17 protein-coding genes and 1 pseudogene are annotated in these 19,664 nt (G+C 62.2%); 6 read left to right on the forward strand and 12 right to left on the reverse strand.

Annotated features, from left to right (window positions below):
* Window positions 1-5 precede the first annotated feature (5 nt).
* The 5 genes from JQ575_RS18020 to JQ575_RS18040 form a co-directional block, all read right to left on the reverse strand.
* Complete coding sequence (locus JQ575_RS18020; RefSeq protein WP_212034563.1) at window positions 6-431, reverse strand: globin family protein; 426 nt, start codon at window positions 429-431, stop codon at window positions 6-8.
* Window positions 432-532: 101 nt separating this feature from the next.
* On the reverse strand, window positions 533-1,327 hold the full coding sequence (locus JQ575_RS18025; RefSeq protein ID WP_192734817.1) for an ABC transporter ATP-binding protein: 795 nt from the start codon (window positions 1,325-1,327) through the stop codon (window positions 533-535).
* A 12-nt stretch (window positions 1,328-1,339) separates the two neighbouring features.
* A complete protein-coding gene (ntrB, locus tag JQ575_RS18030; RefSeq protein WP_212034564.1) occupies window positions 1,340-2,260 on the reverse strand; it encodes a nitrate ABC transporter permease in 921 nt (306 codons plus the stop codon).
* Between the two features lie 62 nt (window positions 2,261-2,322).
* Window positions 2,323-3,639, reverse strand: a complete 1,317-nt coding sequence (locus JQ575_RS18035) for a CmpA/NrtA family ABC transporter substrate-binding protein (protein ID WP_212034565.1) — start codon at window positions 3,637-3,639, stop codon at window positions 2,323-2,325.
* Window positions 3,640-3,958: 319 nt separating this feature from the next.
* Window positions 3,959-4,897, reverse strand: coding sequence for a dioxygenase (locus JQ575_RS18040; protein WP_212034566.1), 939 nt, complete (start codon window positions 4,895-4,897; stop codon window positions 3,959-3,961).
* A 135-nt stretch (window positions 4,898-5,032) separates the two neighbouring features.
* Between JQ575_RS18040 and JQ575_RS18045 the strand changes: the two genes are divergently transcribed.
* Window positions 5,033-6,295: a serine hydrolase gene (locus JQ575_RS18045; protein ID WP_212034567.1), complete on the forward strand. Its 1,263-nt coding sequence runs from the start codon at window positions 5,033-5,035 to the stop codon at window positions 6,293-6,295.
* Between the two features lie 46 nt (window positions 6,296-6,341).
* Here JQ575_RS18045 and JQ575_RS18050 read toward each other — a convergent pair whose 3' ends face one another.
* From JQ575_RS18050 to JQ575_RS18060, 3 genes are all read right to left on the reverse strand, one after another.
* Window positions 6,342-7,661, reverse strand: a complete 1,320-nt coding sequence (locus tag JQ575_RS18050) for a TRAP transporter large permease (RefSeq protein WP_212034568.1) — start codon at window positions 7,659-7,661, stop codon at window positions 6,342-6,344.
* A complete protein-coding gene (locus tag JQ575_RS18055) occupies window positions 7,658-8,173 on the reverse strand; it encodes a TRAP transporter small permease (protein ID WP_212034569.1) in 516 nt (171 codons plus the stop codon). The genes JQ575_RS18050 and JQ575_RS18055 overlap by 4 nt, the downstream gene beginning before the upstream one ends.
* Window positions 8,174-8,252: 79 nt before the next feature.
* Window positions 8,253-9,251 carry a TRAP transporter substrate-binding protein gene (locus tag JQ575_RS18060; protein ID WP_212034570.1) on the reverse strand — a complete coding sequence of 333 codons (999 nt, stop codon included), beginning with the start codon at window positions 9,249-9,251 and terminating at the stop codon, window positions 8,253-8,255.
* A gap of 277 nt (window positions 9,252-9,528) precedes the next feature.
* On the opposite strand from JQ575_RS18060, the pseudogene JQ575_RS18065 reads away from it, so the two are divergent.
* A pseudogene (locus tag JQ575_RS18065) lies at window positions 9,529-11,032 on the forward strand (sensor histidine kinase).
* Window positions 11,033-11,221: 189 nt separating this feature from the next.
* Here JQ575_RS18065 and JQ575_RS18070 read toward each other — a convergent pair.
* Window positions 11,222-11,488 (reverse strand): hypothetical protein, encoded by a 267-nt coding sequence (locus JQ575_RS18070; protein ID WP_212034571.1) that lies wholly within the window; start codon window positions 11,486-11,488, stop codon window positions 11,222-11,224.
* Between the two features lie 647 nt (window positions 11,489-12,135).
* Between JQ575_RS18070 and JQ575_RS18075 the strand changes: the two genes are divergently transcribed.
* Window positions 12,136-12,531 carry a helix-turn-helix domain-containing protein gene (locus JQ575_RS18075; RefSeq protein WP_192734827.1) on the forward strand — a complete coding sequence of 132 codons (396 nt, stop codon included), beginning with the start codon at window positions 12,136-12,138 and terminating at the stop codon, window positions 12,529-12,531.
* Between the two features lie 179 nt (window positions 12,532-12,710).
* On the opposite strand, the gene JQ575_RS18080 is transcribed toward JQ575_RS18075, so the two are convergent.
* Together JQ575_RS18080 and JQ575_RS18085 are read right to left on the reverse strand one after the other, a co-directional pair.
* Window positions 12,711-14,366 carry an FAD-dependent oxidoreductase gene (locus JQ575_RS18080; protein ID WP_212034572.1) on the reverse strand — a complete coding sequence of 552 codons (1,656 nt, stop codon included), beginning with the start codon at window positions 14,364-14,366 and terminating at the stop codon, window positions 12,711-12,713.
* 51 nt (window positions 14,367-14,417) lie between these two features.
* Window positions 14,418-15,401, reverse strand: a complete 984-nt coding sequence (locus JQ575_RS18085) for a tripartite tricarboxylate transporter substrate binding protein (protein ID WP_212034573.1) — start codon at window positions 15,399-15,401, stop codon at window positions 14,418-14,420.
* Between the two features lie 160 nt (window positions 15,402-15,561).
* On the opposite strand from JQ575_RS18085, the gene JQ575_RS18090 reads away from it, so the two are divergent.
* The 3 genes from JQ575_RS18090 (at window position 15,562) to JQ575_RS18100 (ending at window position 18,464) form a co-directional block, all read left to right on the forward strand.
* On the forward strand, window positions 15,562-16,287 hold the full coding sequence (locus tag JQ575_RS18090) for a glutathione S-transferase family protein (RefSeq protein ID WP_212034574.1): 726 nt from the start codon (window positions 15,562-15,564) through the stop codon (window positions 16,285-16,287).
* Between the two features lie 20 nt (window positions 16,288-16,307).
* Entirely contained in the window at window positions 16,308-17,129 is an 822-nt protein-coding gene (locus JQ575_RS18095; RefSeq protein WP_212034575.1) for an enoyl-CoA hydratase, read from the forward strand.
* Between the two features lie 105 nt (window positions 17,130-17,234).
* Window positions 17,235-18,464 carry a CaiB/BaiF CoA-transferase family protein gene (locus JQ575_RS18100; RefSeq protein ID WP_212034576.1) on the forward strand — a complete coding sequence of 410 codons (1,230 nt, stop codon included), beginning with the start codon at window positions 17,235-17,237 and terminating at the stop codon, window positions 18,462-18,464.
* Window positions 18,465-18,524: 60 nt separating this feature from the next.
* On the opposite strand, the gene JQ575_RS18105 is transcribed toward JQ575_RS18100, so the two are convergent.
* Window positions 18,525-19,607, reverse strand: a complete 1,083-nt coding sequence (locus JQ575_RS18105; RefSeq protein ID WP_212034577.1) for an isocitrate/isopropylmalate dehydrogenase family protein — start codon at window positions 19,605-19,607, stop codon at window positions 18,525-18,527.
* Window positions 19,608-19,664: the final 57 nt, after the last annotated feature.

Consider the following 19,664-nt stretch of genomic DNA (forward strand, 5'->3'; position numbering starts at 1 on the left):
TATCCTCACTCGGCGGCTTCTGCGCTGCCGTAGGCTTCCGAAATCATGTAACCGGACAGTGTACCGTAGGCGGCGGTCCAGGCTGATGCCGTTTCCGGCGTCCAGGCGTCGCCGAGCCCCTTTTCGAGGGTCCACAGCAGGGCGCCGCCAACGACGGGATAGTGCTCGGCCTTTGCGCCGTAATCGACATGGCGCTTGGCGAGCGCGCTCGCGGCTGGGAGCACGGCTTCGAGGTTGGTCAGTCCGCCCACGACGACGGCGAGCGTCGCCATCAATTTCTTGCGCTGTTCGGTCATGTCGTCCGGAAACATTGCCCGGACGCCGGGGGCCACTTCAAACAGGCGGCCGTAAAACAAAACCGCCGCCTGCTCGGAAATCGGCGCGACCTTCGCGAAACTTTGCTGCACGAGTTTGACTTGCTCTGGCGTCATGTCGTTCTCCTGCCTCTTCCAAAGCCCTTGCCCCGTTCGGGAGCGAAATCCTTCGCCCCGGCGGGAGCGAAATCCTTCGCCCCTGGGGAGCAAAGCAAGAACTACGCCGCTTCGACGAAGCGATGCCGCTCGTACAGGAATTCGAGCACGCGCTGCCGGCACTTGAGGTAACCGGGGTTGGTTGCGAGCTCGAGCCGTTTGCGCGGACGGGCCAGCGGCACTTCCAGCACTTCGCCGATCCGCGCGCTTGGGCCGTTGGTCATCATCACGATGCGGTCCGACAGCAGCACGGCCTCGTCGACGTCATGGGTGATCATCAGGATGGTGTTGCCGAGCTTCTGGTGCAGCGCCATCACCGAGTCCTGCAGATGCGCGCGGGTCAGCGCGTCGAGCGCACCAAAGGGCTCGTCGAGCAGCAAAACCTTCGGCTCCATCGCCAGCGCCCGCGCGATACCGACGCGCTGCTTCATGCCGCCGGAGATTTCCGACGGGCGCTTGTCCTTGGCATGGGCCATCTGCACGAGGTTGAGATTGTGCATCACCCAGGCATCGCGTTCGCTGCGGGTCTTGCTCGAAGCGAACACCTTGTCGACGCCAAGGCGGACGTTTTCATAGACGGTCAACCAGGGCAGCAGGCTGTGGTTCTGGAACACCACTGCGCGATCCGGTCCCGGCGAATTGACTTCGCGGTTTTCCAGCAGCACGCAGCCATTGGTGCAGTCGGTAAGGCCGGCCACGATATTGAGCAGCGTGGACTTGCCGCAACCGGAATGGCCGATGATCGAGACGTATTCGCCCTTGTCGATCGTCAGGTTGATTTCCTTCAGCACCTCGGTCGTGGCATTGCCGCGGGTGAAGGTCTTGTCGATGTGGTCGAGCTTCAGATAGGCCTGCATGATATGTTCCCTTCAGCCTGCGGAAGTGCCGCGGGTCACGATCTTGCCGAGGCCCGCGATCAATCGATCGAGCACGAAGCCGATGATGCCGACATAGAACAGCGCGAGGATGATTTCGCTGATGTGCGAGGAGTTCCAGGCGTCCCAGATGAAGAAGCCGATGCCGACGCCGCCGATCAGCATCTCGGCCGCGACGATCGCAAGCCAGGACAGGCCGATGCCGATGCGCAGGCCGGTGAAGATGTAGGGTGCGGCGGCCGGGATCATGATCTTGCCGAAGAACTCCAGCGGATTGAGCTGCACCACGGCGGCGACGTTGCGGTAATCCTGCGGAATGTTGCGGATGCCGACCGCGGTGTTGATGATGATCGGCCACACCGAGGTGATGAAGATGACGAAGATCGCCGAGGGCTGACCGTCGCGGAACGCGGCCAGCGACAGCGGCAGCCACGCCAGCGGCGGGATGGTGCGCAGCACCTGAAACAAGGGATCGAGCCCGCGCATCGCCCAGACCGACTGGCCGACCAGCGTGCCGAGCGCGACGCCGACGATTGCGGCGATCGAATAGCCGAGCGCGACGCGCTGCAGACTTGCGGACAGGTGCCAGAACAGGCCCTTGTCGATGCCGCCGCGATCGAAGAACGGATCGAAGATCAGTTCCTTGGTGTCCTTGAACACGCGCGAGGGCGGCGGCAGGGTGGAGCCGGCGCGTTGGCAGACCAGCTCCCAGAACAGCATCAGGAGCGCGATCACGATCAGCGGCGGCACGACGCGCACCGCGGCGTCCTTTGCCATCTTGCTGTATTTTTCGGCACGCGGCGGACGCTTCGGCGTCATCGTCACGACCGGGGTGGCAACCGGGGCTGAAGCTGCAGGTGTCTTGGGCGCAACAATCGCAGTGGCGGGCTCGGTCTTGATCGCAGGCATATTCATGGGAAATGCGTCTCCGTTTTCAAATGGCAGGCCGCACGCGAAGGCGTGCGGCCTCGCCTCAATCAGACTTCAACACGCTTGATGGACAGGGACTTCAGATAGGCGGCCGGATTTTCCGGATCGAACACCTTGCCGTCGAAGAAGCTCTCCTTGCCGCGCGACTTGGAAGCCGGGATGTCGGCAGCGGCGACACCCATCGTCTTGGCGGCCTCTCTCCAGAGATCCTCACGGTTGACCTTGGCGATCAGCGCCTTGGTGTCGAAGCCCGCGTCATACTTGCCCCAGCGGATGTCCTCGGTGAGGAACCAGAGATCGTGGCTCTGGAACGGATAGGAGGCATGATCGCGCCAATATTTCATGATGTGCGGCGAGTTCTCGACCACCTTACCGGGAATGCCGTAGTCGAACTTGCCTGCCGAGCGGTCGTAGACGTCCTCGACCGGGCAATTCATCCACTGCCGCTTGCCCATGATGGTCGCCAGCTCTTTCTTGTTCTCGGCCTTGTCGGCCCATTGCTGCGCCTCCATCACCGCCATCAGGATCGCCTGGGCGGCCTTCGGATATTTGTCGACCCAGGCCGCACGCATGCCCAATGACTTCTCTGGATGCTTGGCCCAGATTTCACCGGTGTTGACCGCGGTGTAGCCGATCTTCTGATTGATCAACTGCAGGTTCCACGGCTCGCCCACACAGAAGCAGTCCATGGTGCCGACCTTCATGTTGGCGACCATCTGCGGCGGCGGCACCACGATGGTTTCGATATCCTTGTCGGGATCGATGCCGCCGGCGGCGAGCCAGTAGCGGATCCACAGATCGTGCGTGCCGCCCGGGAACGTCATCGCAGCCTTGACCGATTTGCCGGCCGCTTTCTTTTTTTCCAGCGCGATCTTGAACGGCGCGGTGTCGACGCCGAGCTTGAGATCGGCATATTCGTTGGAAACGGAAATGCACTGGCTGTCGAGATTGAGCCGCGCCAGGATGTACATCGGCGTCGGCTGATTGTTCTGCGTCACCTTGCCGGCCGAGATCAGATACGGCATCGGGGTCAGGATATGCGCGCCGTCGATGCCGTTGCCTTCCGAACCCAGCACCAGATTATCTCGCGTCGTGCCCCACGACGCCTGCTTGGCGACCTCGACGTCAGGCATGCCATACTTGGCGAACAACCCCTTGTCCTTGGCGACGAATAGCGGCCCGGCATCGCTCAACGCGATGAACCCGAGCGTCGCCTTGGTCACTTCAGGCCCCGCCCCTTGCGCGAAGGCGCCGGCCGGGAAATTCAGCTTGGCCGCTGGGAGCAAGGCCGCCGTTCCGGCGGTCGCCTTCAGGAGCTGACGCCGGCTGAGGCCTTTCGGGGTCGGGTGGGTGGGCTTCGTCATCGGTATTCGCTCCTTTGCGTGTGAATGGGCCGTCCGATTGGCGTCGCGCACGGGGGCGCAAAAAGGCGCGTTCCGGGGAGGCCCCGGAATGGCGGCGATTCAATTCGGATGAGTGGTCTCAAGGGACGGCATCAATGGCGTCGGCACTAGCTATTCAAGCTTCGTGCCAAGCCCTTTTCAGCGCAAAAAGTATAATTATTTCAAATAATTGATGGTCCGGCGAGGTGACGCCGAAGGATAGCTAGTCGCATTCTAAATTTGCGATTCGCTCAATTCTTGTGCGGCGCACAAGAATTGAGCAGACACAAAAACAGGGGCTTCAGGCGTGCTCGGTGGCCTTGTCAGTCGCCTTGTCAGTGGTCTCGGCCATCATCGGTTTTGGGGCGGCGCCATCGCCCGGTTTCATCCTGAATTCGTAGCTCATCAGGTGCCACGGTGCGGCCGCCGGCTTGCCGTCCGGCATGACCGCGTCGGTTCGTTTCTCGATCTTCGCGACCAGCTCATCCTTGACCCCGAACACGACGTCGGAATCCAGGTACTTGTCGCCCTCCATGAACACATGCGTGATCAGAGGCTGATAGCCCGGTGCCGCGACCAGGAAATGGACATGCGCCGGCCGCATCGCGTGGCGGCGCACCCCAATGATCATCTCACCGACCGGACCGTCGGTCGGGATCGGATAGCTGCACGGCAAAATGGTGCGGAAGAAGAACCGGCCATCGGCATCGGTGACGAAGCGCGCCCGCGATGAGGGTCCCTCGGTGGCATAGGACGCCTTCTGTGAATCGTAATAGCCCTCGTCGTCGGCGTGCCAGATATCGACGGGAACATTCGCCAGCGGCTTGCCCGTAAGGTCGGTGACACGGCTCTGCACGAACATCCGCTCGCCCGGCAAATTGGCCGAGACATCGGTGCCGTGCGGCATCACCTTGTGCTCACCGACATAGAACGGCCCGAGCACGGTGGTCTCGGTGGCGCCTTCGCGTTCACGATGATTGACGGCGTCGACCAGCATCGAGACCCCGAGCACGTCGGAGAGCAGAATAAACTCCTGGCGGATCGGGGTGCACTTCTGACCGGTCCGGGTCAGGAAATCGATCGCGTATTCCCATTCCTCGAAGGTGAGATCGGTCCGGCTGACATAATCGTGCAGCGATTTCACCAGTTCCTGCAGCAGGAATTTCGCCCGCGGATCCGGCGTGTCTTCGAAGCTGCGGATCACGGCGGCAGTCAGTTCGGTTTCGTTGAATTGGGGCATTTTGGCTGTCCTGCGGGGTGCATGGTGGCTCGGTCAAGCCTACACTACCGTACCGCTCGGGGTAAGCGCAGGCGGTTGGAACGGGGCACACTTTTCGGCTATCAAGGCTCCCTCGCCAGCCGGAGTTCAGCCCCGATGTTAGCCCCCACCCCCGCCTCGCCCGAGTCTGCCGGAATGTCCAAGCCGGCGCTTGACCGTCTCGAGAACCATCTCAAGCAGCGCTACATCGACGCCGGCCGCTTCCCGGGAACGCAGGTCCTGATCTACCGCCGCGGCAAGGTCGTGCACTCGACCGTGCAGGGCTTTGCCGATATCGAGCGCAAGGTCCCGGTGAAGGACGACACCATCTTCCGCATCTATTCGATGACCAAGCCGATCACGAGCGTGGCCTTCATGATGCTGCTCGAGGAGGGCCGCGTCGCCCTCGACGAGCCCGTCCATAAATACATTCCGGAATGGAAGAACCTCGGCGTGTTCCAGGCCGGCACCTTCCCGGCGTTCCTGACCCGGCCGCCGTCGCGGCCGATGCTGATCGTGGACCTGTTGCGGCACACTTCGGGTCTTACCTATGGCTTCCAGCAGCGCTCCAATGTCGACGCCGCCTATCGCGAGAACAAGATCGGCGAGGTCATCAAGGCCGGCACGCTGCAAAGCATGATCGAGGACCTCGCCAAAATCCCGCTGGAATTTTCGCCGGGCGAAGCCTGGAACTATTCTGTCGCCACCGACGTGGTCGGCTATCTGATCGGCAAGATCAGCGGCATGCCGTTCGAGCAGTTCCTGAAGGAACGCATCTTCAATCCGCTCGGCATGAACGACACCGACTTCTTCGTGCCGGCGGACAAGGCGCATCGGTTCGCGGCGTGCTATTCGGCCGGCGTACAGATCGGCATGGCGGCCGGCGAGGCCACATTGAAGCTGCAGGATGACCCGGCTACGAGTTCGTTCCTTACCCCGCCCTCGCTCGTCTCCGGCGGCGGCGGATTGTGCTCGACCGCGGCCGACTATCTCACCTTCTGCCGGGCGCTGCTCAATGGCGGTGAGCTTGGCGGCGTCAGGCTGCTCGGCCCGAAGACGCTGAAGCTGATGACATCGAACCATCTGCCCGGCGGGTTGGACCTGCCAGGCATGTCGCGCTCGCTGTTCAGCGAAGCTACCTATAACGGCATCGGCTTCGGTCTCGGCTTTGCCGTCACCATGCATCCGGAGCAAACGCTGATTCCCGGCAGCCCAGGCGAATACAACTGGGGCGGTGCGGCGACGACGTCGTTCTTCATCGATCCCGCGGAAGAACTGATCACGATCTTCATGACGCAGGTGCTGCCGTCGAGCGCCTATCCGCTGCGTCGCGAGCTGCGCACCCTGGTGTATTCGGCGATCACCGACAGCAATCTCTAGAGCAGTAACTCAGTCCCGCGGCGGCCACCGCGGGACTGGATTTCGATTACTTCAACATCTCCGGCACGATCAGGCGCGGCAGGAACAGCGATACGCTGGGAAAGATGATCAGCGCCGCCAGCACCAGCAACATCGGGATCAGCATGATCACGGTGTCCTTGAGCGCATAGCGCAGCCGCACCCCCGCGATCGAGCAGGCGATCATCAAGCATAGCCCATAAGGCGGCGTCACCAGCCCGAACGCCAACGAGACGATCGAGATGATCGCGAACTGCACGGGGTGCAGATCGACCGACCGCGCCAGCGGCTCCAGCACGGTGCCGACGATCACGATCGCCGGAATGGCGTCGAGGAAGCAGCCGACCACCAGGAAGCAGAAGGCGATGAAGAAGCCCGCCGCGATCGGCCCCATGCCCCAGGTCGAAACGTTGGCGAGCAGCCCCTCCGGTATCTTGTAATAGGCGAGCAGCCAGCCGAATGCGCTGGCCGTGCCGACGCAGAACAGCGCGACCCCGGCGAGGCGCCCGGTGTCGAGCAAGGCCCTGTACAGCTCCTTCGCGCCGGTTTCCCGGTAGAAGAAAGCCGAGAGCGCGACCGAATACAGCACCGCGACACAAGCGGACTCGGTCGCCGTGAACCAGCCGAGCAGAATGCCACCAACGATGATGAACGGCGTTATCAGCGCCGGAATCGAGCGCCAGATCGAGCAACGCATCTCCACCCAGCTCGATTTTGGATAGGTCGGATAACCGCGGCGCACCGCATAGACGTGCACGGTCACCATCTGCGCGCCGGCAATCAGCAGTCCCGGAACGATGCCGGCGAGATACATCGCCGCGATCGATGTCGAGATCAGCCCGCCCCACACGATCATCAGGATCGACGGCGGGATGATGACCGCGAGCACCGCCGACACCGCGGTAATGGCGATGGAGAACGAGAGGTCGTAGCCCTCCTTGGTCTGGGCGTCGATGAAGATCTTGGACTGGCTCGCCGCATCCGCGGTCGAGGAGCCGGAGATTCCGGCAAAGAACACCGACAGCACGACGTTGATCTGCGCCAACGACCCCGGCCAGTGCCCGACCATCGAACGCGACAGCGCCACCAGGCGGTCGGTAATGCCGCCAATGCTCATCAGGTTCGCGGTCAGCAGGAAGAACGGCACCGCCAGCAAGATGAAGGAGTTGTAGGCGTTGAAGGTTTCCTGCGCGAGCATCATCGCGGACAGCCGCGGCTCGATCAGCAGGATCGGCAGGCAGGCGAGACCGAGCGCAAAGGCGACCGGCACGCGGATGATCAACAGCCCGATGAAGGTGCCAAACAAAACCAGCGCGGCATCGCCGGAGGAGAGAACGCTGCCAGTCATCGCTCAGTCCCCATCAGGATCCGCGTTTCGTCGACGATCTGCTCGCCCGCGAACGCGATCCAGGTGAAGCCTGCCACCGGCCATGCGACGTGAATCAGCCAGAGCGGCAGATCTGCGAGCTCCGATGTCCTGTTCCAGGCAAAGCGCGTGAACTCGATGCCCGCCCACACGAACACCACCGCCAGCGCCAGGATGCCGAGGCGCGCCAGGATCCGTACCAAAGCCTCGGAGCGCCGCGACAAATCCGGCCACACATCGACCTCGAAATGCTGCGCCTCCCTGACGCCGACCATGGCCCCGATCATGATGGTCCATATGAACAGGAACCGCGCCATTTCCTCGGTCCAGATGTAGGACGGGATGAAGGGCGTATAGCGCGAGATGATCTGCAGCGTGACGGGAATGACCAGGATGCCGACGCAGGCGGCGAGCAGGATTTCCAGCAATTTGCCATAGGCGCGCGTTAGTCGCCGCCAAAGCGACGGATTGAAATCGATCGGCAGTTCGGTCATTGGCGCCCCCGCGCGGTAATACTCATCAAACGGGGCAAGCGGTGAAGCTTGCCCCGAAACTCCGGTCTGCGACGCAGCCCTAGGCGATGTTGATTTTTTCGAAGATGCCCTCGGCGCCAATTTCCTTGGCGTAGGTAGCCATCACGGGATCGGCGAGCTTCTTCATGGCGTCGCGCTCCTGGAACGGCACGCGCTTGAGCTTGCCCGCCTTCTCCAGCGCGTCGAGCTTGATGACTTCCTCGCTGGACTCGAGCTTGCGGCCGAAATCACCGGCCTCCTTGCCCGCTTTCATGATCGCGTCCTGCAGATCCTTGGGCAGGGTCTTGAGCGTCTTCACCGAGAAGCAGATCGGCCGGATCGAGACCGCGTGCTCGGTCAGATTGAGGTGCGGCGCCACTTCGTAGAACTTCATCGCCTCGACGCCGGCGGCTTCGTTCTCGCCCGCGGCGATCACGCCATTCTGGATGGCGTTGTAGACTTCGTTATAGGCGATCACCGTCGGGCTCATGCCGACGGCTGCGAACGTCTTCGACCAGATCGGCGCACCCTGCACGCGCACCTTGAGGCCCTTGAGGTCGGCCAGATTCTTGCACGGCTTGTTGGCGAAGATGTTGCGGATGCCGCCACCGGAATAGCCGACCAGCACCACCTCGGCCTTCGCGGCGACTTCGTCGGCGATCGGCGCCAGGATATTCGCTTCAACGACCTTGTTCATGTGGTCGATGCCCTTGAACACAAAGGGCGCATCGATGAACGGCGCCGCCTTGGCGAAGGTCGACATGTGGGCCGGCGAGACGATGCCGTAATCGACCGCCTTGCCCTGCGACATGTACTCGAAATACTGCTTCTCGAGACCGAGGGACGAGTTCTTGTGCAGCGTGAAATTGACGGGCTTGCCGTAATACTTTTTCACCAGCTCTTCGAACCGAACCAGCGCCTTGGTAAACGCGTGGTCGTCGTTGAACTGCACGGCGCCGTTCAGCGTGACGGGCGCCTGCGCCCTCAAAATGGACGGCATTCCAAGAACGCCCGCGGCCGCTGTCGCACCGAGCCCAGCCAATACTGTTCTGCGCTTCATGTTGTCCCCTCCCTGAGCCCCGCCCTTGTACCGGGTCGTGGGCTTTGCCGACGTTGCGGCTTGCAATTTTCGGAGCGTATTCAAAAGAGCGCTGCGATGGAAGCTAATTCCAATGCGCGGATCGAACAGCACAGTACTGCAGCGAACGCAATGATGCGGCGCACCACGCAGGCCGCCGCTCCGCCGGTCACCAACGCGAAATCGGACTAAAATCCTTGGCGGATGCCGGCTGCTTCTCCTATGCTCGCGGCGGTTGGGCGCCGATCCGGGACGAGCATTGCCAAAGCTTTCACTGCCGATGCGTCTCGTCCTACTGGTGGCGGGAACCACGCTGCCGCTGATCATTTTCGCGGCCGGCATCGTTTTCAATAATTACGTCCAGGACCGCAAGGACACGCAGCGCGTGCTCGAAACCGTACGCGGCATCCGCCTCGTGCTCGACGCCGAAATGCAGCGCATGACCGGCGGGCTCCAGGTGCTGTCGCTGACCAACGCGCTGCGGGACCGCGACTTCGACGGTTTCCGCCGCATCGCTACCGGTTTCCTCGAACAATACGGCAGGGACGGCGTGGTGCTGGTGGCGGACCGCGAAGGCCGCCAGTTGTTCTCCTCGGTCACGACTGACACCGCCACGCTTCCGCTGCGCAACAACCTCGACATTGTCGAGAAGGTCTTCGCGACCAAGCGTCCGCAATACTCGAGCCTGTTCACCGGCGTGGTCAAGAAGGGGCTGATCGTGACGGTCGAAGTGCCGGTCATTCGCGACGGCGAGGTGATCTACGACATCTCGTTCAGCCCGCCGATCGAGATTTTCCAGGACATGATCGAAAAGCAGCTTCCGGGCAAGGACTGGACGATTTCGATCTTCGACGGCGAAGGCACCAATTTCGCGCGTGTACCGAACCCGCAGAACACCATCGGCCAGCGGGCATCGCCGTCGCTCTATGCGGAGCTGGTCCGCAAACCCGAGGGGACCTTTGCGACCGTGTCGCTCGAAGGCGTGCCGCTGATCACCGGCGTTGCGCGCTCCTCGCTCACCGGCTGGACGGTCGCCGGCGGGATTGCGGAAAGCTCGCTGGTCGCCCCGTTATGGCGCAATCTGGCGATCACCAGCGTGATCGGTGGCGTGCTGCTGCTGGTCGGCCTTGCCTTTGCGGTGCGGATGGCGACGGCGATTGCCCGCGGCGAGATGCTGCACGATCTGCTGATCGACGAACTCAACACGCGTCAAGAATACGCTCGCGATCCTGCAGTCGATCACCACCCAGACCTTCCGCAGCGCCAGCCGGGCCGAGCGCGAGAAATTCGAGGGCCGGCTGGGTGCGCTCGCAGAAGCGCATAATTTGTTGAGCCAGGAGAAATGGCAGGGCTCCGAGTTGCAGGACGTCATCGCACGGGTTCTCAAACCCTATCTGCTGAGCAATCCGGATCGGGTGCGGATGTTCGGACCGTTGGTGCCGCTATCGCCGCGGCTCGCCGTGGTGCTGTCGATGATCGTGCACGAGATAGCGACCAACGCCGCAAAATACGGTGCGCTGTCGAACGACAGTGGAACCGTTGCGCTGGATTGGGAGATCATCGCGCAAAGCGATGGCCGCAAACTTCGGATGATCTGGACCGAATCCGGCGGGCCGCACGTTTCTGCGCCGGTGCAGCGCGGTTTCGGCTCGCGCCTGATCGAGCGCAGCGCGCGAGACCAGCTCGGCGGCGAAGCCACCGTCGACTTTCTGCCGCGCGGCGTCGTCTGCACGGTGACCGCGGCGCTCGAGCAGGAGACTTGAGCGGACAGCGATTTCGACTCCGACGAGCCGCGGCGCGTGTTCGAAGAGCCTGGCGGATGTCACTGCAGGCTGGAGCCGGGATGGGGTTGCCCGCAACCAAAGAGCGACAACGAGTCGCACCGGCCAAGCGCCGTGCAGTTCGACCGGTCGGGGAGTTTTTGCGCTGGCCTATCGGGCTGAAGGCAGCGCTTACTTGATGAGCTTCAGATAAGGCGGCAGCCGCGGGCCTGGTTCGGCCTTGGCGCTTTGCGCAGCCTGAGCATCCGTCACCATCAGGTCGCACAATGCCTTGAGTTCGGAATCGGTCACCCGATGCAGTTCCATCCGAAGCTCGAGAATGGCCAGTGATAGCAATCTTGCGGTCTCCGGGCTGGCCTTATCCATCAGAAACGCCCGGCATTCCTCCAGCGTTGCGAGGAGCGACAGCAATCGTTCTTCTGAATGGGCCGCCGGCATTTTATCAGTTCCTGAGCTTGCAAGGTAGATTGGAGGCGGTCCGGATCTTCGCTTCATGAGCCTCTCCACGAAAAGGCACCCAAAATAATTCGGCCACTGTCACGCAATGGATCGTGTGAGAGCCTGACCTGATGATCCAGAACTTTTACTCAATTGTCCAGCGCGCTATCGATTTGAAAATCGTATCGACCGTGCTGTATTTTTCTAAATATCACGGTTGAAGCATGCGCGTGATACAAGCCACGGGAAGTCTTCGTGTAGACCTGAAGGGGTAATTCATCGGCCCACAACCCGCCACAAATATCCGTAGAAGTACCGGGTACACAGGCGCTACACGGTAAGTATGCTCCCAGAATCTGTGGCAAGTGAACTCGCGGTGGTTGTAGTTTGTCGAATAGTTTGCCAAATGTAAGAGTGCGGGGTTTTGCTAAATTATGCCCCGGGCGCCAATGGCTGGAGGCAGCCGACGGCGCCGGTATCAGGGTGTTTCCAATACGCAAATGCGTTTGGCTACCATCCCGCAATCACTCGATATCACGTGGTTCTAACGACGAACTCACGACCCTGACGAACTTAACGCGGTAAATGCGGATGAACCCCTGGCCTAATCGCTCAGGGTTTCCCGATCGAAGGACGGTAAAACCAGAATGAAAACATCAGCAGCAAAGAAGATGAAGCAGCGCAGTGCCGGCAAACCCGACATTGAATTGGGCAAGCGGATTCGCCTGCGGCGTGTTGAGCAGAAGATCTCGCAAGCAGAGCTTGGCGACAAGCTCGGCGTCAGCTTCCAGCAGGTCCAGAAGTACGAGAAGGGCGTCAACCGTGTCGGCGCAGCTCGTCTTCAGCAGATCGCTACCGCGCTCGATGTGCCCGTCACCTTCTTCTACGACGGCGACGGCAAGGCGCGTGAGGTCGAGAGCCTGCTGTTCCTCGACAGCGCTTTCAGCCTGCGGTTGTTGCGCGCCTACAGCAAGATCAAGGACCAGACCGTACAACGTCAGCTGGTGTCCTTGATGGAATCGATCGCAGCGAACGAAGACTGATCGGTTGCCTGGTGTTTTCGCGCGGACCGGGGCCGGTTCGCGCGAAGAGCACGCGCGAAAAAGTATGCGTCCAAAAAAGTACGCGTCAAAAAAATACGCCGTGAATCACTACGCCTCCAACAAATCCGCCCCATCGACAAACAGAGCCCGGTTGTGACTCCGTCAGAACCGAAACGGCTCTAGCTTCCGGCGCCGCGCACACGATCGATCAGCCCAAGCGGATCGTCCGGTACCCGAACGCCCCGCCAGGCCACGTGCTGGTCCGGCCGCGACAAAACCAGACCCGACAGCACCAGACCGTTGCCATCATCGGTGGCAAGGCCCGCTCCCTCGACATCGAGCACGCCGAGCGGCACCCCCCTCACGCGAGCCGCCGCTTCGAGCGCCGCGACGTCGGCGGCTGAATCGAACCTCAACAGCGTAAACCCCTTGCCCATGGCGTCGTAAATCGAACTGCCATCGGCGCGCCGGAAATGCGGCGTGCGGCAGCCCGGGACCGTCGAGGGCGTATAGAGGCTCATCGTGTAGGCCGGAGCCTTAGCGCCGTCATAGGCGATGATCGGCGAGCGATCGTAATAGGTGCCGAAGTTGAGGCCGGCGCAGGCATATTGCTGGACGTTGATCTCATAGGTGAGCCGGCCGATTTCTTCGCGCACGCGCTCGCCTTCCGGACCCGCCGCCTCGATGTCTGCCGGCACCGACCCGCGGCGGCGAATTTCGGCTTCCGCATGCGACATCGCAAACCGTGACACCTGGCTGGTGATCGGCCAGCGTTCCGCCTCATAGGCGTCGAGGATGGAGGGGGGCGCCCAGCCTTTGAGATGAGCCGCCAGCAGCCACGACAGGTTCATGGCGTCCGCAATCCCTGCGTTCATGCCGTAGCCGGCATAGGGCACCCAGATATGCGCGGCATCGCCGGCAATGAAGGCGCAGCGATCACGAAACTTGCTGGCGATCAGTCGGCGGCCATACCAGTCTTCCTTTGAGAGGATCTCATAGTTGAAATCATCGTCCACGCCGAGGATGGTACGCAGGCAGGCATCGCGGTCGACCTCGTCGAAACCGCCCTCGTCCGGCTTCATGTAATTATGCACCAGCCAGCGCTCGCGGCCGTCGATCGCATACACCATGCCCGAGCGGCGCGGGTTGATGGCACCGGTGCCCCACGCCCGCTCACTCTGCTGACGATCGATCAGCCGGGGTGCGCGAATGTAGGTGGACTGCACCCGCTGGATCACGGCATCGCCGGACAATTCGGCGCCGATCGCCTTGCGAACGATCGAGCGCGCGCCGTCGCAACCGATCAGGTAACGGCAATTCACTGTTCTCACGGCGCCGGTGTCGAGGTCACGCAAATTGATACGCGCGCCGGCGTCTTCCACCACGACGTCTTCGACCGAGGTCCGGTTGATGATGCGGATGCGCGATTGCGCCGTCGCATGCTCGAACAGAATTGGCTCCAGAAAAATCTGGTTGATGCGGTGTGGCGGCTCCGGCGTCGGCCAGTTGCAGTCGGGTCCGTCGGTTGCCGTGAAGCGGTCGCGCCGGCACGGGATGCGAATCCGCGTCAGCTCCTGCCCTGTAAACGAGGTGCGGTAGCTGATGTCGTGCGGATAATCCGCCGGCAATCCGGCATTGCGGATTGTTTCGGCGAGGCCCAGCCGGCGGAAGATCTCCATGGTGCGGGCAGCGACGTGATTGCATTTCGGCTCCGGCGGCGCCGCAGGCGCCCGCGTTTCCACCACCGTCACGTCGACGCCCCGCCACGCCAGATCGATCGCAAGGGTGAGCCCGACCGGTCCAGCGCCAACGATCAGCACATTGGTTTCATTCATGCCGGACACGGACCGTGCGCTTGTAGAGGAGCCATTAAAGAAGACTTTCTGTTATTCGAGTTCGGCGCCGGAGTTCCTGACGATCACGGCCCAGCGTTCGACTTCGGTCTTGATGTAAGCTGCAAAACTGTCCGGTGTGGATGGTGGCAGCGGCTCCAGCGAAAGCTTTATCAACCTCTCCCGCGTTGGCGGGTCAGCCATCAGCTTCGCCAGTTGCGCCGCCAATGCATCGACGATCGGCCGCGGCGTGCCCGCCGGCGCGACCACGCCCTGCCAGGCCACCAGTTCAAAGCCGGCGAGACCCGCTTCGGCAAGGGTGGGAATATCAGGCGCAATCGAAACGCGCTTGGGCGTGGTCACACCGAGCACCCTGACCTTGCCTTCGCGGATCTGTTGCAGCGCCGGCTGCAGATCCACCACCATGAAGGGGATGTGCCCCGCGATCACATCGAGCATCGCCGGCACACTGCCGCGATACGGCACGTGGCGGACATCGATTCCGGCTGATGACTTCAGCATTTCGGCTCCGAGATGTTGCGGGCTTCCATTGCCGGCAGAGCCGTAGCTGAGGCCCGGTTTTGATTTGGCGTAGGCGATGAACTCCGGCAGCGTCTTGGCAGGGATCGTCGGATTGATGATCAGCGCGAAGGGCACGCCGGCCACAAGGCCGATCGGCGCAAAGTCCTTTGTCGGGTCATAGGGTAATTTCCTGTACAACGCCTTGTTGATGGCGAGCGTGGTCGAGGTCGCCATCAGCAGCGTGTAGCCATCGGGCTCGGACTTTGCGACCAGATCCGCGCCCAGCGTCGTACCGGCCCCCGGCTTGTTCTCGACAATGACGGTCGCATCCAGGCCGCTCCTGAACTGGTCGGTGACCAGCCGGCCAAGCAGGTCGGTGGTGCCGCCCGGCGGATACGGCACGATCATCCTGATCGTCCGGTTCGGATAGGCCGCCTGAGCCTGCGCCGGCGAAACGGCCAGCCAGGCCAGCCCGCCGCCACATCCCGCAATCGCTTCCCGGCGCGTCAGCGGCATGCATTCCTCCCGAGAGTCGTTCTTCTTGTCTGTTGCGAACCACCATAGCACGCCACAGCGAAAACGCATGGCAGGATTGGGCGTGATTCCAGACCTTGCCCGGGATCGCCGAACCGTGGCACGACAGCCGAAAACTAGATCGGGTTTTCGGGAGGCGACCATGATGATCCTTCACCACGGCTCGCGCTCGAGCGCATCGCGCCGGGTGCGGCTGTGCCTCGAGGAGAAGGGCATCGCATATGAAGGCCACGTCGTCGATATGGCCGCCATGGAACATCATTCGCCGGAATATCTGAAGATCAACCCGCTCGGCGTGATCCCGACCCTGATCCATGACGGCCAGCCGCTGCATGAGAGCGGAACCATCTGCGAATATCTCGACGAGACCTTTCCCGATCCGCCGCTGCGACCGGACACACCCTATCAGCGTGCCGAGATGCGAAACTGGATCCGGCATATCGACGGACTGATCGGCAATCTCATCATCTTCAACTGGCGGCACCATCTGCAGAAGACAGCATCGCAATGGACCGATGCGGAACTGGCGGAAAAGCTGAAGAACATCCCGAGCAAGGAGCGGCAGGAAGCCTGGCTGCGGGTGGCTAGAAAACCGTATACCGAGGAAGAGCGCGACGCCGCGCGGGCCAGGCTGGTGGCACTCCTCGACAAGATGGAAGAGGCGCTGAAGCCTTTCGGCTGGCTCGCCGGCAAATCTTACTCGATCGCGGACATCGCGGCGGCGCCCTTCGTCAAACGCATCGACGAGGAGATAGCGCCGGATGAAATGATTCCGAAGAAACATCCCCGCGTCGCAGACTGGTGGATTAAGCTGCAGGCGCGACCGGCCTATGCGCGCGCCGATTTCGGCCCCTTTGTTACCTCCTGAACCGGACTGGAACCCGACCGATGCTAGACGTTCCCAAGAACACCGAGAAATCCTACGCCGACGGCAAGATCCTGCAGAGCGTCAGCGACGGCGTCGGGGTCATCACCTTCAACAATCCCGAGAAGCGCAACGCCATGTCGCTCGAGATGTGGGAAGGGCTCGGCAGCGCGCTGATCGAATTGCGCGACAATCCCGAAATCCGCGTCGTGATTATGGCCGGCGCCGGCGACAAGGCGTTCGTCTCGGGCGCCGACATCAGCCAGTTCGAGAAGACCCGCCACAACGCCGAGGCGTCCGAAGAGTATTCCAAACGCAGCGCCGCGCAACGCGCGCTGCTGGCGGACTATCCGAAGCCGACGATTGCCTGCATTCGGGGCTTCTGCCTCGGCGGCGGAATGCAGGTCGCGATGCTGGCGGACATCCGGCTTGCGGCCGACAACAGCCAGTTCGGCATTCCCGCCGCCAAACTCGGCATCGCCTATGGCTATGAGGGGCTCAAGCACCTGGTTTCGCTGGTCGGACCGTCCTGGGCGCGGCTCATCATGTACACGGGCATGCGGATCGACTCTGCCGAAGCGCTGCGAATCGGGCTCGTCGATCGCGTCTTGCCCGGGCCTGATTTGTGGGACGCGACCATGGAGATCGCACGCACGATTTCCGGTAACGCGCCGCTCGCGATCAAGGCCGCCAAGATCACCATCGCCGAGGTGCTGAAGGACGAAAGCCATCGCGACATGAACGCGATCAAGCAGATCGGCACCGCCTGCATGGACTCTGAGGATTTTCGCGAGGGCCGCACTGCGTTCATGGAAAAGCGCAAGCCTAAGTTCAAGGGCAAATAGTACGCGTAACCCGGATGAGCGGAAGCGACATCCGGGTCTTTGCTTGCCGGAGTTCCCGCATATCGCTGCGCTCATGCGGGCTATGCACGATCCAAGAGGATTTCCATGCACAAGCCCGTCGAGACCTCCAGCCCTGCGACCGCACCGACCGAAGCTCCGCGGCTGCCGTTGTCGCGGTTCAAGGTGATTGACCTGACGCTGGCGCGCGCCGGTCCCTCCTGTGTCCGCACGCTGGCGGATTGGGGCGCCGATGTGATCCGGGTCGAGCCGCCGCCAAGCGATGCCGACGCCAACGAACTGGTCGGACGTCGCGATGGTTCGGACTTCCAGAACCTGCATCGCAACAAGCGCGCGATTACGCTGAACCTGAAGTCCGATGAAGGCCGCGAGGTTTTGATGCGGCTCGCCGAGCAGGCCGACGTCATCGTCGAGAACATGCGGCCCGGCGTCACCCGGCGCCTCGGCGTCGATTTCGAAGCCGTGAAGAAACGCAATCCGCGCATCGTCTATGGCAGCATCTCCGGATTTGGCCAGTATGGCCCCTACAGCGCGCGGCCCTCGATCGACCAGATCGCGCAGGGCATGAGCGGCATCATGTCGGTGACCGGCATTCCCGGCCAGGGACCGGTCCGCGTCGGCGTCGCTGTCACCGATATCATGGCCGGCGCGTTCCTTGCGCAGGGCATCCTGATCGCGCTGCTCGACCGCGAGGTTTCCGGCGAAGGCCGCTGGGTGCAGACCTCGCTGATCGAAGCCGGCATCAATTTGCTCGACTTCCAGGCCACACGCTGGACCATGGACAAGAAGGTGCCGCCGCAGGAGGGCAACTACCATCCGACCAATGTGCCGATGGGTCTCTACCCCACCGCCGACGGCTTTCTCAATCTCGCCGCCACCAGCAACAAGAATTTCAAGGTATTCTGCAAACTGATCGACCGGGAGAAAGCGGCGGCGGACCCGCGCTTTGCATCACCCGGGCTGCGCGGACGAAACAAGGAAGCGCTGAACGAACTCATCGCCACCGCCTTGCGCGCGAAAACCAGTCACGAATGGTTTGAGATGATGGTAGAGGCCGGCCTGCCCTGCGGTCCCGTCTATAACATCAAGGACGTGTTCGCCGATCCGCAGGTCGAGGCGCTTCGGATCACGCGGCCCGTCACCCATCCACGACTCGGCGAGATCGACCTGATCGCACAGGCTTGCGAGATCACAGGATTTGATCGTTCGATCCGGTCAGCCACGCCGGATCTTGGTGAGCACACTGACGAGGTATTGCAATCGCTGGGCTATGATTCCGAGGCGATCGAGAAACTGAAGGCGGCGCGGGTGATTTGAGTCGCGATGCCGTAGCCCGGACGAGAGAAGCGAAATCCGGGCTACAAGGCTCGCTCTTCCCTACAGCGCCGCCAATACCGCCTTGGTAATATCCGCCGTGCCGTTGCCGCCGCCGAATTCCATCGGCTTGATTCCATCCGCGTAGGCCTTGTCGACCGCGCGCTCGATGCGCTCGCCGGCTTCGGCGGCGGTCTCCAGCCCGTGCTTTTCGGCGAGCCAGTCGAGCATCATCGCCGCCGACAGGATCATCGCCGTCGGATTCGCCTTGCCCTGCCCCATGATATCCGGCGCCGTGCCGTGGCAAGGCTGGAACACTGCGTGGCGGTCGCCGATATCGGCGGATGGCGCCATGCCGAGGCCGCCGATCAGGCCGGCGGCGAGGTCGGAGAGAATATCGCCGAACATGTTCTCCGTCACCATGACGTCGAAATCCCAGGGACGCTTCACCATCATGAGCGAACAGGCATCGACATAGACCCGTTCGGCCCTGACATCAGGGTGGCGCTTGGCGGCCTCATCGAACATCCCGCGGAAGAACGCGAACGCCCTGAACACATTTGCCTTGTCGACACAGGTAAGCCCGCCATTCGCACGGCCGCGCGCCTTGCGGCGTTCGGCAAGGCGGAACGAAAACTCGAACAGCCGTTCCGAGGACTTCCGGGTGATGACGAGCGTCTCGCGCGCCTCGGTATCGGTCACGACGCCCTTGCCCATCGACGCGAACAGGCCTTCGGTGGATTCCCTGATCAGAACAAGATCGATGCCCTTCTGATCGGCGCCGACGATCGGGCTCGGCACGCCTGGAATCAGCCGCGCCGGGCGCACACCGGCATAGAGGTCGAAATGCATGCGCAGCTCGATCTGCGGCGCGATCTCGGTATTGTCGGGGTAGCGTACCGACGGCAGACCGCAGGCGCCGAGCAGGATGGCGTCGGCTTCTTCGCACAGCCGCACCGTGCTGTCCGGCATCGATTTTCCCGTCGCCAGATAATTATTGGCGCCGGCCGGTGCGTTGGTGAAGCGAAATTTCAGGTCCGTTGTCGCCTCAATCTTTCGCAAGACTTCGAGCGCCGGGGCCATCACTTCAGGGCCGATGCCATCGCCGCCGAGTACGGCGATGTGGAGTGCGTTGTTGGCGGACATGGATTTCCTTACGGGAAAGAACTGCACATTAATTCGTCATTGCGAGCGAAGCGAAGC

This window comes from Bradyrhizobium sp. JYMT SZCCT0428 (assembly GCF_018131075.1).
GTDB lineage: Bacteria > Pseudomonadota > Alphaproteobacteria > Rhizobiales > Xanthobacteraceae > Bradyrhizobium.

Bases quoted from the DNA above. Each gene is read 5' to 3' on its own strand.
- JQ575_RS18075 (WP_192734827.1), top strand. From the start codon at position 12,136: ATGAAAACATCAGCAGCAAAGAAGATGAAGCAGCGCAGTGCCGGCAAA.
- JQ575_RS18100 (WP_212034576.1), top strand. From the start codon at position 17,235: ATGCACAAGCCCGTCGAGACCTCCAGCCCTGCGACCGCACCGACCGAA.
- JQ575_RS18060 (WP_212034570.1), bottom strand. From the start codon at position 9,251: ATGAAGCGCAGAACAGTATTGGCTGGGCTCGGTGCGACAGCGGCCGCG.
- JQ575_RS18055 (WP_212034569.1), bottom strand. From the start codon at position 8,173: ATGACCGAACTGCCGATCGATTTCAATCCGTCGCTTTGGCGGCGACTA.
- JQ575_RS18020 (WP_212034563.1), bottom strand. From the start codon at position 431: ATGACGCCAGAGCAAGTCAAACTCGTGCAGCAAAGTTTCGCGAAGGTC.
- JQ575_RS18095 (WP_212034575.1), top strand. From the start codon at position 16,308: ATGCTAGACGTTCCCAAGAACACCGAGAAATCCTACGCCGACGGCAAG.
- JQ575_RS18105 (WP_212034577.1), bottom strand. From the start codon at position 19,607: ATGTCCGCCAACAACGCACTCCACATCGCCGTACTCGGCGGCGATGGC.
- JQ575_RS18080 (WP_212034572.1), bottom strand. From the start codon at position 14,366: ATGAATGAAACCAATGTGCTGATCGTTGGCGCTGGACCGGTCGGGCTC.
- JQ575_RS18035 (WP_212034565.1), bottom strand. From the start codon at position 3,639: ATGACGAAGCCCACCCACCCGACCCCGAAAGGCCTCAGCCGGCGTCAG.
- JQ575_RS18070 (WP_212034571.1), bottom strand. From the start codon at position 11,488: ATGCCGGCGGCCCATTCAGAAGAACGATTGCTGTCGCTCCTCGCAACG.
- JQ575_RS18050 (WP_212034568.1), bottom strand. From the start codon at position 7,661: ATGACTGGCAGCGTTCTCTCCTCCGGCGATGCCGCGCTGGTTTTGTTT.
- JQ575_RS18085 (WP_212034573.1), bottom strand. From the start codon at position 15,401: ATGCCGCTGACGCGCCGGGAAGCGATTGCGGGATGTGGCGGCGGGCTG.
- JQ575_RS18090 (WP_212034574.1), top strand. From the start codon at position 15,562: ATGATGATCCTTCACCACGGCTCGCGCTCGAGCGCATCGCGCCGGGTG.
- JQ575_RS18025 (WP_192734817.1), bottom strand. From the start codon at position 1,327: ATGCAGGCCTATCTGAAGCTCGACCACATCGACAAGACCTTCACCCGC.
- JQ575_RS18045 (WP_212034567.1), top strand. From the start codon at position 5,033: ATGTTAGCCCCCACCCCCGCCTCGCCCGAGTCTGCCGGAATGTCCAAG.
- ntrB (WP_212034564.1), bottom strand. From the start codon at position 2,260: ATGAATATGCCTGCGATCAAGACCGAGCCCGCCACTGCGATTGTTGCG.
- JQ575_RS18040 (WP_212034566.1), bottom strand. From the start codon at position 4,897: ATGCCCCAATTCAACGAAACCGAACTGACTGCCGCCGTGATCCGCAGC.